The following is a 13,330-nucleotide window of genomic DNA, read 5'->3' on the forward strand; positions in this document are numbered from 1 at the left end:
TTGATACAAACGTACCTAATTTTAGCAATCTGTAAAACTAAAGTCAATTTTTGCACTACGTAATATCGAAAAACTTCTTTTTTAAATCGATACTTCCATCTATAACAGTATCATATATCTTCTTTGCAATCTGTTTTGCTGCACATCCTTCACCATACGGACTAACAACCTGTGCACACACTCTTTGATGCTTTTCTGATAGTGCAAGGCTCATTGCTTTTCGAATAGCTTCTGTATCTGGCGAACAATTAATAATACTCTCAGATTGTAGGCGCCCACGCTGTCGATTACCAATATTAATGGTTGCCACATGGAATGCCGGCGTCTCAATAATTCCACTAGAAGAATTACCCAAAACGAATTTGGCATACTTCATCAATGATAAATATCTACGCACACCAAGCGAAGTAAATACATGAAGATTTGGTATATGCTCTTTTGCTTCATCCAGCAATTCGTTGATACGAGCGCCGCCCTGATCCGCATTGGATTTAGTCACAATGAATTCCAACTCTGGAGTATTGCGAATTGCATTAAGGAACTCCTCAATCTGATCATCTACCGATTCATTCTCCATAGTCACCGGATGATAGGTGCATAGTGCATAATCGCAATCAGGTAAATCTATGCTTCGCAATGCCTCTTCCTTGCTCATATCTGCCATATGGAGAATATTATCAATACTAGTTGAGCCATAATTGAAAACATGCTCGGGATTCTCGCCTAGCTGAACAACACGTTTTCGGCTCTCTTCGTTGGTTACAAAATGCATATACGCAATCTTGCTAATCGAGTGGCGAATCCACTCATCCATCGCACCTTCTGTAGTATCCCCACCACAAAGGTGAAAGATTGGCGTTCTCGTATTGCCAGCTGCCATTGCAACTGCCATCATCTCATACCTGTCTCCAAGGATAACAATCCCATCGTATTGTTCATGTGCAAACAACTCGGTAAACTTCACAAGAACATCCGCTTGGTTCTTAGATATATCTACCTCCGTCTTGGACTGTAAACGAATCCTTATCTCATGATCAACACGTAGGCCGGATGAATAAATCTCATCAATGGTCTTGCCATATACTTCACTCAAATGCGTTCCTGTAACGACTAATTCCACTTGAAATTCATCTGACTCGTAATTACGTAATTCACGTATTAACGGTGCTAACAATCCAAATTCAGCGCGGGTCGCAGTAATAATTCCTATTTTTTTCATAGTTCGATTAACTCGTCTTCTCCAAAGTTACGGATTGCCTTGGTTCCAATCACTTCAGTCCAATGCATTGGATTGATTCCGGTTCCAGGACGCTTTGTCGTAAGGTTCTTTTCTGTAAGAACCTCCCCTTCTTTGATATCACATGCTGCAACGATACTTTTCCTTGCAACCTTCTGATTAGCCAGCTCAGCCTCCACCGGACGCTTCACTCCATCCCCAAGAGCCACCTCAATATGGCGAATTGCTTCTATCATCGCACCCAACTCTTTGGGTTCTAGACTTGCCTTATGATCTGGTCCCTCCATAGTTCTATCTAAAGTAAAGTGCTTCTCTATCACCTTAGCTCCCATAGCAACAGCAGCTATCGGCACTTCAATACCTGACGTATGATCTGAATACCCTACTGGACAACCAAAAGAATTCTGTAGGGTTAGCATCGCATTTAAGTTTACATCCTCATAAGGAGTAGGATACTGAGTAGTACAATGTAACAATGTAACCTCGCCGGATCCGTTATCACGAAGAACTCGTAGTGCATCCGCCACCTCTTGCAAGTTCGACATTCCGGTAGATAAGACGACAGGTTGATGCAACTTAGCAATAGCCACCAAATATGGATAGTTTGTAATCTCACCAGATGGTACTTTCCATACACCACATCCAAGGCTATGTAAGAAATCGATACTCTCAATATCGAACGGGGTAGAAAGGAACTGAATTCCAACCTCTTTACAATATGCCGCCAGTTCGACGAATGCTTCATAAGGAAGTAACAACTTGGACAACATCTCCTTTTGAGAAGTCGTCTTACCAATATTCTCTTTCTGGTATTCAGCCATCTCTGCAGTCTTGGTTACCAGAGATGAGAGCTTAGCCGTCTGGAATTTCACAATATCTGCGCCACAAACCTTGGCGGTACGCACTAATTCCTTGGCAATCTCTAAATCACCATTATGATTCACGCCTGCTTCTGCAATAATCAAAGTTGTATTCATTAATAACCCCTATTACTTCGTAAATCCACGTAATACATCTTCAATCTGTTCTACCACATATGTCATCTCTTCTTCAGTAATCTGAGTAGTAGAAGGAAAATTCAAGATGCATGCAGCATAGTATGGAGCCTTCTCAAGGCCATAGGTCACCGCATTCTTGTACGGAATCTGCTCATATATCAGTCCCCATATTGCTCTCGTCTGTATCTTACGCTCCTCCAAAGCAGTTATGATATCACGCATAGATGCCTTAACCTTATTAAGGTCAATTTTTAATGAATAGAACCACTTATTAGAATTGGTACCTTCTCTAAACGGCATTAACTCACCTAGTTCAAATCCTTCAAATGCCTTCTTGTAATAATTATAATTGGCCTGCTTACGACGAATAAACTCAGGGAGTTCCTCCATCTGAGCCACCCCAAGGGCAGCCTGCAGATTAGTCATACGATAGTTAAATCCAATCTCATTATGAATATAATAATGAGGATCATTCTTCGCCTGAGTTGATAAGTAACGTAGATGATCTACCACTTCACTCTTGTTTGCAGTAATTGCACCGCCACCTCCGGTGGTAATGATTTTGTTTCCATTAAAAGAATATGCTCCGAAGTCACCAATAGTTCCTGCATACTTACCCGCATAACGTCCCTCAGTATAGTGACTTCCAAGCGCTTCTGTAGCATCCTCGATAACCCTGATGTTATAATCATGAGCTAAATCCATAATGCCTTCCATATCTGCCATGTTGCCAAAGACATGCACAACGACCATCGCACGTACAATTGAATCTCCATAATAGAGATGTCCATCACGCATCTCACACTCGTCCTCACAGAATTTACGAGCTTTGGCAGGGTCCATGCACAAGCTATCATCACAATCGATAAAAATTGGAGTTGCAAACTGATAGCGAACCGGATTCACAGCTGCGATGAAGGTTACTGGAGGAACCAATACAGTATCTCCAGGCACAACTCCTGCTTCTACCATGGATAAATGCAAAGCAGCAGTGCCACTCTGGCACGCACATACATTGTCAGTATGAAGGAACTTGGCCAATTCCTGCTCTAACTTAGTAATGTAAGCACCGCCGGTAGATACCCAGCCTTGGTCGATGGCATCGTCCACGTACTTACGCTCATTGCCTTCAAAATTAGGAATAGAAAGTGGAATCATATGATCCATATTAAACACCTCGATTTCGTCTATTACATCTTGCTATCTAGAGACTTACCAGTCTCAATATGTTCAAAGTTAGGAAGATATTCCTTCATGATGGCAATCACCTCTTCTTTTGTCGGTGTGCCCTCAAAAGACGCCTCCAGCTTTTCATACATTTTTTTTACGCGTGCCTTGTCAGGAATCTCCTTGCCCGTAATAACCCCCAAAGCCTGCATACGATCTCCTGTCCAAGTTTCGCTATCGGTATAAAACTCCTCGTATGGTTTCTCACCAGAAGTATCGGACTTGGAGAAATGCACCGGATACTGCTTGCTACCCTTCTTTAAATCTTCTGCTCTATCGATTGCTTCTGCATCAGAGCCACACTCTAATACTTCATATCCATGAGACTCTAAGAGCTTTCTTGCAATATCATCAAAGCTCATAACCTGTGCTTCCCTAAGCTTCGGAAAGAATATCTCACGATTATTACCAAGCATACAAGCCAACATACAGATCTGCCCAGACTCTTCAGGTGATACAAAGTAACGTGTCACATCACTTGGCGCAGACAATGGTTGTAATTTTTCCATACGTGCTATAAATCCAGCCGGAAGTGATCCATTAGAGAATGCCACGTTGGCAAATCTAGCGGTTTTAACTGGGAAGTGGTCCGAATAAGAGAAAATCACGTCTTCCATAATACGCTTGGATGCCCCCATAATATTTACCGGGTTTGCTGCCTTGTCAGTAGACACACAGAAATACTCCTCCGGTGGGAACTCCGTCAAGAGATCCAATAATTTCTTGGCATGCAATACGTTATTCTGAATCAACGCCTCTACCGAGAAGATATCCTTCTCAGAACGCACATGCTTATGAGCAGAGAAATTCGCCACAATATCGAATCCTCCACGCGCACGGAACATCTTCTCAAATACAGGAGCCGCGAAGTCCATCGGATAAGTAATATAAGCCTCAGGCACATACATTCCCTTAGTAGAACGAAGATCACGAGTTAACTCCGCTAGTGCATTCTCATTAATATCTACTACCACCAATGAAGCTGGCTTGAATGGTAAAATTGCTCGGATAAAGCTAGACCCAATAGAACCAGCTCCGCCAACAACTAAGACAGTCTTTCCCTGAATCTTAGTTGTTAATACTTTTCTATTTGCTTCAATATCCGCCAAAAACATAGACTGTGAACGCTTTGTTACATATTCATTAATAAACTGATTGATATTAACCATGTTAATCCTTCCTAAACAATCTCAATATAAATATAATCCAATGTTAAATGAGCTATATTATAACATTTCTCCTAATCATATTCCAAACCAAAAACAAATGTCAACATACATGCGCGGGTACACCCACTGCAGTACATTCGCCCGAAAGCTCTTGTGTCACAGCAGCGCCTGCACCAACAACAGAACCATCTCCCACACGAATTCCCTGTATCAATGTACTTCCAGCCCCCAAAAAACAATTTTTTCCAATGTTGCAATTACCACATGCAATAGCTCCGATTGATACATGTGTATAGTCTCCAACCACACTTTCATGCTCTATTATGGCACCTGTATTAATAATGCAATGCTCACCAACTTTAACTTCTGAATTCAATACTGCACGCTTTCCAATAAATGTTCCTTTGCCTATAATCGCAGTTGGAGACACGATGGCGGAAGGATCACAGATTACTGGGAATTGAAAGCCAATGCTCTCCAGCTTGTTAACTAGTTCCCTGCGAACTAACGTATTCTTAATGCTCCCTACTGTTACAAACGCGTAGTGATATCCTTTTTCTTTTAATTCCGGCAGTATTTCATCTGAACCAACTACCTTATATCCCATAATCTCATTTCCTGCCGGTATGTCCGGGTCCGTTATCACGATATCATCAAATTCGTGCATAGCTAATGTAGCATCCAATACAGACTTGCAGTGGCCACCGCCACCTACTAGGATTAATCTTTTCATATTACTCCCTTACAGCCATTCATTTATATTTCTTTACCACTATAAAAATCATCACCACAAATACTCCACATAAAGCCAACATCATTCCATTGTATAGCATAACGGCTCCCATCATACCCCACCTAGCTACAGCAGGTCTAGAAGCTAATAAAGAAGCAATTGCGATAATAAGATATCCCCACATTAAATTCTTCTGATGACGCATAATGGTCAGAACCGCTGTAAATACTCCAGAAAGCCCAAGCAATCCACCGCCAACCAGCAACCATAACAGCTCAGCTTTGTAATTGGTCAAATCCGTGTTATACAAAATTGATAAAACCGGGATTCCCAACACATACGCTCCAGCAATACAAATCACCGTAATTACAGATACAATTACGGACTGATTAATGATAGATCTTGTAAACTTATCTAATTGTTTCTTATCCCACATGCAAGAAAGCGAAAACAGAATCGGGTTAAAAATAAAGCCATTTAATAAACCAATCACAAACACCGGCATGGAAATAAATCCATAGATAGCTTGTAAATCATCGGATAATTGAGCATCAATCGCATACTTTGGAGCATTTCCAATATAAAATGCAAGAAAAGCTGCCGCAAACACAGGAAAGCAAGCCATCAATAACTGCTTTGCACGAATTTCTATATTATAATCAGCTTTCTGAATAATTCCTTTTGTTGCTTGTAACAAAACCATCATCAAAACAATTGTAAAAATCGTAGATACAATCATTGAGCATAATAAGCTTTTTGTTAAAACAACAGAAACACCAAAAAAAACTATGGTAGCAAGCATACGAATCGTCATACATTTTGCACCTATATCTAATCGACCGCATCGCTGATACTCACCGTAAAATACATCTTCATAAGCATCCGGCAATTTAAAAATGCACATCCACAGGATAATCATTGCCTTCTCCAGCGTATATCCATTAGTAATCGAGGCATATACAATATACAATACGGAACATAGCAGCATCAGTAATAACGAATATACTCTTGATCTGTGATACTCCGTAAAAGAATACTCATGCCTCACATCAGACACCTGATAATTACGCATTCCAAACTTACCAATATTCAAAAATAAATTGGAATTTGCATTTGCGATAGTAAACACTCCCGCTGTTACTAAATCAACCGTACGCGTTAATATCATCAATAATATTACCGACTGAAAAGCTCCCAAAAGACTGCCAGCCATATTCCAAACAAAACTATCTCGTTCGATATCTTTTGATTCCAACAAAAAATGATTCATATAACTTCCACTTCATAAATAAAACTAAATTCCATCAGTGCCAAACATCTATTAAGTATGCTACATGTTCAATACTCTAATGCACCATATTCTACACTTATGACACCTGATGAAATATACTATACTCTAGGGTATAGTAGCATAATGCATTATGCTATGCGAAGAACTCCCTAATCTGCTTCTCCATGCATCCTGGCACATCTCCACCTGTTGCATAGACCTTTGACCACTCTACAGTCTTCTGAATAGCCTCTTCCACATGCCATCTGGGCTGCCATCCAAAGACTCTCTTAACCTTTGAACAATCCAACTTTAGAAAGTTTGCTTCATGAGGGCCGCCATCAGACTTGTTTATCCACTTCAGACCATCTCCCCAGGATTTTACAAACAGATCTACTAAATCACCGGTAGTAACACAGTCACATTCATCCGGTCCAATGTTGTAGAACCCAGCCTTGGATGCATCCTCATACTGTTCCTTTACAATCATAAGGTACATCTGCAATGGTTCTAACACATGCTGATATGGACGGGTAGAGTGTGGATTACGCACGATAATATCCTCTCCTTTAATCGCAGCTCGTACAGAATCTGGGATAATTCTATCATTAGCAAAATCCCCGCCACCAATAACATTACCGGCACGAGCCGTTGATACAGCCACATTCATGTCACAATAAAAAGAGTTTATGTAGCTATGTGTTACCAACTCAGAACAGCTCTTGCTGTTTGAATATGGATCATAGCCATCCAATGGCTCATTCTCACGATAGCCCCATTCCCATTCATTGTTGTGGTATACCTTATCCGTGGTCACATTCAGAAAAGATTTCACACAGGGATGCTGACGAACCGCCTCGCAGATATTTACCGTTCCCATTACATTTGTCTCATAGGTATAGACAGGATCCTTATAGGAGTCTCGTACAATTGGCTGTGCTGCAAGATGCATAACAATTTCCGGCTGTACTTCATCAAATATCTGCATCAGATGTTCTCTGTCACGGATATCGCCGATAACAGAGTTCATCTCATCCTCTACCTCACACAACGCAAACAGATTCGGATTTGTCGGCGCTTCCAATGAATATCCCGTTACTTTCGCCCCGGCGTCTATCAATATCTTGCAGAGCCAAGATCCTTTGAATCCAGTATGACCTGTAACCAATACATTTTTTCCCTTAAACCACGTTAAATCCAACATATAAATTCCTCTTATTCTATATTTGCTTGAAGTATTATAGCATACTTACAATTTAAACAGAATTGTTCCTTTACTTATTATCTAATTCATCAATTAGTTGTCTTTGTATAGAGCTCTATTTCAAAAGTTTTTTCCATTTCATGCATAGATACGATCTTTTGTCTCTCAAGAATCGCATTGTTCATTTCACTCAGTTTCTCTGAATTCAGCCTCTTTAGCACATCATATAAGTTATCTGAATCCACGCCGCTTATTATGCCTGCCCCATCAGTAACTATATCTTTCGCACCTACCGTTTCAGAAAGAACAACCGGAACGCCATAGCTAAATGCCTCTAAAACAGTATAGCCAAAAGTTTCATACCAGATGCTCGGTACAACAAGTACATCAGAATGGTTAAATATATATTCAAGATCATCGTAGCAATATCTACCATGTACATTAACATACGGTGGAGTTTCAGGAGGCTTAAAATGAATATCTAATTGAAAATTTGGGTGCTCACTCCAAAGCTTATTCAATGCTTCTATAAGGGTTATATATCCTTTTCCTTTACTATACGATCCTAAATATCTGATCCTAAGAATGCTATCTTCGAACTTCTTTTTCTTTCGATGATCTACTATATCCCCATGTGTAATAGGTATGACACACCCGGCAGGTAAACCACTCAAATACTTAAGATATATCGTCTCAGTCAATGTACTGTTATAATGAATAACATCAAACAAGCACAACATAGACTTGTAAAAAGAACGCAGGCGCTTATAATTCTCCCCATCACTGATATCCGGCGAAGTGTGCACGTCATTTCCACTGATCAAATACTGGTTTCTATGACTATTTCGCATCATTCTTATCAAAGTAGAATTTTTTAATAATCGATAGGGAACCGACTGCAGTAATAGAATCTGCGATAAAGAGAGCGCAGACATATTACAAGAATTACAATCTACACATTCCATTACTGTTTTACATATTTCCCCATTCCTGAACATAGTAACCTTTGGACATATGGGGAAGAAATCATGAGCCGAAAATATCAGTCTAATTCCTAGTTCTCTGGCCGTTTCTAAGAAAGACTTTTGTAACCCCATAAGGGTATGCACATGAATAACCTCCGGTTTGAAATCACCCAAAAACTTTTGAAACACTTCTGAACACCCAGGGGTTGTAAATGCATTAATATCTCGTATGCCTTCATCGTATGAAACCGGTAATGGATTTATAATTTCATAATTTGGGATTTTCAGTCCACCTTGTAATGATTGCCCTCCATCAATAATCTTTGTTCTCCTGTCAATTATTCTTATTCTTCCCGGCCATAGCAGAGCAACATAGTGACCTTCAAGAATTTGTTCTTTCATCAAGTCAGTACAAAACTTTGTTAATCCACCTGAGCGATATGGAGGCAATCCTAACGAATAATGTAATATACGCATTACTCAATCCCTTCTCGGACATCACTTTCTTTTGATAATTGAAATAACATAATGCCTGCAAATCTCAAACTCCTTAATATGCAGTAGATAAGAATATAACAAGTAAATCGCCATGCCGGTTATAACCTGCAACATTAGTGTTGTCGAACAGGATAACCCCAGATAAGCCATGAAGTAAACAGGAACTCCCATAACAACACAGCCAATCAGAGTAGGTAATATATCTCGGATTTGGTCATGATATTCATAACCATTATACTTTTTACTGGTATATGCTATTATAGCCATCAAGATTACAGTACTTACTACACTCCCAAGAATAATCGCCATAATACTGATTCTACAGGTAATCAAAAGAACAACTATCGCCACAATTCTAGCCAAGATATGTTCTTTCATAAACACATCACTTCTACCAGTCCCATTAAGAGCCTGATGCCGCGGAATCATTCCAACCGCTGGGGCATTTAAAAAGCAGAATGCCTGCAAATACGGTGCAGTATCCAACCATTTATCTGTCAATACAACTCTTATGAAAGGAACAGCTACTGCTGCCAGTCCAGTAAGCATAGGATATACAACATAAGAGGACATCCTTATCGATTTTCTTAGCATTTCTAAAACATGCTTTCTATCGTCTTGCTCATTGGATATAGCCGGAAACATGACCGCTCCGATAGATGTCGTAATGTTATTTACTAAGAGGTTGGGAAATTGTTGACCCTTTGTATAAAAAGCCAAATCCGCTGAGGTATATACCCTTCCTATGATCATATTCTGAAGCTGACCAACAACTGTATTTGAAACCCCTTCAAACAGTATTTTCCATCCAAATCGAAAAAGCTGATATACCCGTCCAAGCGAAAATAACAACTTAGGTCTCCAGTCAACTGTAAAAAACAGTACAATAGTATCTATAATCGAATTTGTCATATACTGAGCAACAAGTGACCAAACGCCATAGCCATGATAAGCCATAGCAATGCCAATAATCCCTGAAATCACTGTTCCAAACAAAGTGGCCCAAAAGTACTTTTTAAACATCATATGCCTTGAAACATAAGAGTGTTGGATACTATTTACAGAAGCAACAATGATTCTAAGTCCCATAACTCGAATAACAGGACATAGTATCTCATTCATATAAAATCCTGCAATAAAAGGACCGGCAAAAAAAATCGCCACATATATCAACAATGAAACGCTCAAGTTTAAATAGAAACATGATGAGAAGTCCAATTCATCTGCATCTTTTTTTTGAATCAACGCATTCGGAATTCCATTAGTTACGAATATATTTGCAATTGCAATAAAAACCGTAACCATTGATACGGCGCCATAGTCATCCGGAAACAACAATCTGGCAAGAATTATTGATACTACAAGGGATACTATTTGGGCTAGCATCCGCTCCGCGAATTTCCATATCACATTATTAATTATGCTGTTCTTCATTTTTTATCTTACCTTGTGATTCCAGGTTCAATAGACGCAACATTTTTTCATACAGATATTGTCTGCTCGTCCCTAGCTTTTGCCCCGGATTGTAATACTTATTCCGAAGTTCATCCCGCCCCGTTTGATGAACTTCATCAGTTGGATCGTCAAATACATGTTTGAGGCAGTCAGTAATTTGAGCAGGATTATTTGGCTTATACCCCACATGATTATCTTCCATACACAGAAAAAATCCTCTAATTTTATCTGTAAATTCTTTATAATCATATGGATACAGAATAATAGGTCGATTGGTTGCAAGAAAGTCAATATAGATAGCCGAATAATCAGAAATCAAAATATCTGTCTTGCAAAGAAGGCTTTGAGTCTCAACATCTTCATTTGTTATATCAAAAATTCTGCTATATTTATCCAGATTTGATTTTTCATCCTTGTGATAGAAATGCTTTTTTATAATAAAAACAGCATTATTTTGCTCACAAATTTCCTGGATGTCCGGAAGATCAAATATTTTATCAACTTCTATTGGGATAGCGCCTTCAAGCCTATGTGTTGGAGCATATAAAACAACTTTGCGGTCTTTAATAATATCATTCAAAAAATCATTCCTATGATCATATAATCTTTCATCAAAAAAGACATCTGTACGCGCCATATTTGCATAAATGACATGATCATCAGGTACAGGCACCTCATCATGTGCCATTTCTATCAGATACGGATTTGTTCCGACTCCATATCTCTTAACATTTAAATGAATAAGAGCATCAAAAAATTTCTGATAACAGGTCTCATATCCCTTATCATGGCTCCTCTTAATAGCCACGCCATGCCCTTGATCAAAAATCATGCAGCCACTAAGAAGATAAATATTAAAATCACCATAATCAACAGTCGAAACCAACATAGCTGCGCGCATCTGAACGAGAATTCCTTTTAATGACTTCGAATAAACAGCAGGTTTCCCCTGGCTGATTAAATTCCTATATACATCATAATTCTTGGTGAACCAAATTGGCTTAATATCTTTTTTATTCAAGCAAAACTCATACAAATATTTTGTATTGTCTGCATATCTTTGTCCGAACCACGCACCAAACAGTACAAGTCTTTTGTCTTTCGGGACAAGCCCGGTCATTAGTTTACACAGCAATATGAAAATAACTCTGAAGGGTCGTAATATAACTTTAAAAAAATCCATTATCTTTCTCTTAATTCTTTATATTTTTAATTCTGTTATTCATTTACAGAAAAAATCAAATGTTTTCCGCAGTATTAGATAATTAAATGTACCAATAAAAAAAGTAAGGTGTAATATCAACTTATGTGCCAGATTCATATGCAGCACTTTATTGGCATACACCATCCTACTCTTAAATCCCATTCTAAGCTTCTTGTACAGACTATTTACACTCTTATCAATGCTTGTAGAATGCTCATGAAGATATTCTTTACCAGTTATGAGTTTTGACTGATAGCCATTTTGCTTTAACTTATATGCCATAAGGTTTTCCTCTCCATAAAGGAAAGTATCTTCATCAAATCCCCCTATGTTTAAAAAAGTCTTTCTTGATATTCCGAAGAATGCCCCTGACACCACATCAACATTGACTACCATATCGTTATTAAGATAAGCTTCATTATAGAGAGTCTTATCACCAAGCAATTTTTTAGTAATAATCATGTTCTCTTTGATACAATCCGCAAATGACGGAAGCTTCCATGCAGATGGTCTGCTACTACCCGATATACACTTCATCATGCAGGCGACAGCACCAACTCGTGATGAATTCATAAGAACGCTTTCTAATAAACGAATAGTTTCCTCATCAAAGTATACATCCGGATTTGAAATCAATAGATAATCCGGGCAATACTTTTTTATCGCATATTGTGCACCACGATTGTTTCCTTTTGCATATCCTCCATTTGTATCTATCTGAATAACATCAACCTTCTCATCAGTATACTGCAAAAGATCTATATAAGAATTGTCTGTCGAATGATTGTCAACAATCACAATATGATCAACACACTGATTTCCTCTAGTCCTTTCTATAAATTCTTTCGTTGTTTTTGCATCATTATAGTTTAGAACAATCAATACATTGCTATGCTGATGTATCATAATGTCTCATTTTCCCTTAACACATACTTTAAAAATTGCCTTGTCACTAAATTCTCCATCATCGCGTAGCCCAGGCATGTGTGCATCCTGTGGAAACACTATTAAAAACCATCCGGGATTAATCCTTAAATCAATTCCCGTGTCTGAAAATGGCGCTAATGCACAATCTCCTTTTGCATCAAATTCACCCCAATCATTAACATAAGAACACTCCGAATAACGAATCACTTCGCTTCCGTCTATTACAATATGAATATCTAAATATTCTTCATGTCTTTCCCACGAATTCTCTTCTTTTGTTTCCAAATAGACTCTATTACAGAAAACATTGTTTCCCTCAATTTCGTGTCGTCCTATATCCCAATTTTTATAATGTCCTTTTTGTATTTCTTTAATTGCTATATCCAAGTGCCTACTTATTCCAAGATAAGTTCCAATATTCTCAATTCTATCAAGTATCATTT

Annotated in this window: 12 protein-coding genes; all 12 read right to left on the minus strand. The window is 38.7% G+C overall.

What is annotated here, in order from left to right; genetic code table 11:
- Positions 1-55 precede the first annotated feature (55 nt).
- On the minus strand, positions 56-1,219 hold the full coding sequence (neuC, locus tag G590_RS0115690; RefSeq protein WP_022766608.1) for a UDP-N-acetylglucosamine 2-epimerase: 1,164 nt from the start codon (positions 1,217-1,219) through the stop codon (positions 56-58).
- Positions 1,216-2,214 (minus strand): N-acetylneuraminate synthase, encoded by a 999-nt coding sequence (neuB, locus tag G590_RS0115695; RefSeq protein WP_022766609.1) that lies wholly within the window; start codon positions 2,212-2,214, stop codon positions 1,216-1,218. The genes neuC and neuB overlap by 4 nt, the downstream gene beginning before the upstream one ends.
- Positions 2,215-2,226: 12 nt before the next feature.
- Positions 2,227-3,402 carry a LegC family aminotransferase gene (locus G590_RS0115700; RefSeq protein WP_022766610.1) on the minus strand — a complete coding sequence of 392 codons (1,176 nt, stop codon included), beginning with the start codon at positions 3,400-3,402 and terminating at the stop codon, positions 2,227-2,229.
- Positions 3,403-3,425: 23 nt separating this feature from the next.
- Complete coding sequence (locus tag G590_RS0115705; protein WP_022766611.1) at positions 3,426-4,631, minus strand: polysaccharide biosynthesis protein; 1,206 nt, start codon at positions 4,629-4,631, stop codon at positions 3,426-3,428.
- A gap of 100 nt (positions 4,632-4,731) precedes the next feature.
- Positions 4,732-5,364 carry an acetyltransferase gene (locus G590_RS0115710; protein ID WP_022766612.1) on the minus strand — a complete coding sequence of 211 codons (633 nt, stop codon included), beginning with the start codon at positions 5,362-5,364 and terminating at the stop codon, positions 4,732-4,734.
- A 19-nt stretch (positions 5,365-5,383) separates the two neighbouring features.
- Positions 5,384-6,634 carry a lipopolysaccharide biosynthesis protein gene (locus G590_RS0115715; protein ID WP_022766613.1) on the minus strand — a complete coding sequence of 417 codons (1,251 nt, stop codon included), beginning with the start codon at positions 6,632-6,634 and terminating at the stop codon, positions 5,384-5,386.
- 154 nt (positions 6,635-6,788) lie between these two features.
- Positions 6,789-7,838, minus strand: a complete 1,050-nt coding sequence (rfbG, locus tag G590_RS0115720) for a CDP-glucose 4,6-dehydratase (RefSeq protein ID WP_022766614.1) — start codon at positions 7,836-7,838, stop codon at positions 6,789-6,791.
- Positions 7,839-7,927: 89 nt separating this feature from the next.
- Positions 7,928-9,280 (minus strand): glycosyltransferase, encoded by a 1,353-nt coding sequence (locus G590_RS19875; RefSeq protein WP_081641112.1) that lies wholly within the window; start codon positions 9,278-9,280, stop codon positions 7,928-7,930.
- A 21-nt stretch (positions 9,281-9,301) separates the two neighbouring features.
- On the minus strand, positions 9,302-10,735 hold the full coding sequence (locus G590_RS0115730; RefSeq protein WP_022766616.1) for a lipopolysaccharide biosynthesis protein: 1,434 nt from the start codon (positions 10,733-10,735) through the stop codon (positions 9,302-9,304).
- Positions 10,716-11,939 (minus strand): CDP-glycerol glycerophosphotransferase family protein, encoded by a 1,224-nt coding sequence (locus G590_RS0115735; RefSeq protein ID WP_022766617.1) that lies wholly within the window; start codon positions 11,937-11,939, stop codon positions 10,716-10,718. The genes G590_RS0115730 and G590_RS0115735 overlap by 20 nt, the downstream gene beginning before the upstream one ends.
- 39 nt (positions 11,940-11,978) lie before the next feature.
- Positions 11,979-12,866: a glycosyltransferase family 2 protein gene (locus tag G590_RS0115740; protein ID WP_022766618.1), complete on the minus strand. Its 888-nt coding sequence runs from the start codon at positions 12,864-12,866 to the stop codon at positions 11,979-11,981.
- A 6-nt stretch (positions 12,867-12,872) separates the two neighbouring features.
- Positions 12,873-13,328, minus strand: a complete 456-nt coding sequence (locus G590_RS0115745) for a YhcH/YjgK/YiaL family protein (RefSeq protein ID WP_022766619.1) — start codon at positions 13,326-13,328, stop codon at positions 12,873-12,875.
- Between the last annotated feature and the right edge of the window lie 2 nt (positions 13,329-13,330).

This window comes from Butyrivibrio sp. XPD2006 (assembly GCF_000420865.1).
GTDB lineage: Bacteria > Bacillota > Clostridia > Lachnospirales > Lachnospiraceae > Butyrivibrio.

What these genes read in the sequence shown, in the direction of transcription:
- neuC (WP_022766608.1), bottom strand. Translation starts at nt 1,219, where the DNA reads ATGAAAAAAATAGGAATTATTACTGCGACCCGCGCTGAATTTGGATTG.
- neuB (WP_022766609.1), bottom strand. Translation starts at nt 2,214, where the DNA reads ATGAATACAACTTTGATTATTGCAGAAGCAGGCGTGAATCATAATGGT.
- G590_RS0115700 (WP_022766610.1), bottom strand. Translation starts at nt 3,402, where the DNA reads ATGGATCATATGATTCCACTTTCTATTCCTAATTTTGAAGGCAATGAG.
- G590_RS0115705 (WP_022766611.1), bottom strand. Translation starts at nt 4,631, where the DNA reads ATGGTTAATATCAATCAGTTTATTAATGAATATGTAACAAAGCGTTCA.
- G590_RS0115710 (WP_022766612.1), bottom strand. Translation starts at nt 5,364, where the DNA reads ATGAAAAGATTAATCCTAGTAGGTGGCGGTGGCCACTGCAAGTCTGTA.
- G590_RS0115715 (WP_022766613.1), bottom strand. Translation starts at nt 6,634, where the DNA reads ATGAATCATTTTTTGTTGGAATCAAAAGATATCGAACGAGATAGTTTT.
- rfbG (WP_022766614.1), bottom strand. Translation starts at nt 7,838, where the DNA reads ATGTTGGATTTAACGTGGTTTAAGGGAAAAAATGTATTGGTTACAGGT.
- G590_RS19875 (WP_081641112.1), bottom strand. Translation starts at nt 9,280, where the DNA reads ATGCGTATATTACATTATTCGTTAGGATTGCCTCCATATCGCTCAGGT.
- G590_RS0115730 (WP_022766616.1), bottom strand. Translation starts at nt 10,735, where the DNA reads ATGAAGAACAGCATAATTAATAATGTGATATGGAAATTCGCGGAGCGG.
- G590_RS0115735 (WP_022766617.1), bottom strand. Translation starts at nt 11,939, where the DNA reads ATGGATTTTTTTAAAGTTATATTACGACCCTTCAGAGTTATTTTCATA.
- G590_RS0115740 (WP_022766618.1), bottom strand. Translation starts at nt 12,866, where the DNA reads ATGATACATCAGCATAGCAATGTATTGATTGTTCTAAACTATAATGAT.
- G590_RS0115745 (WP_022766619.1), bottom strand. Translation starts at nt 13,328, where the DNA reads ATGATACTTGATAGAATTGAGAATATTGGAACTTATCTTGGAATAAGT.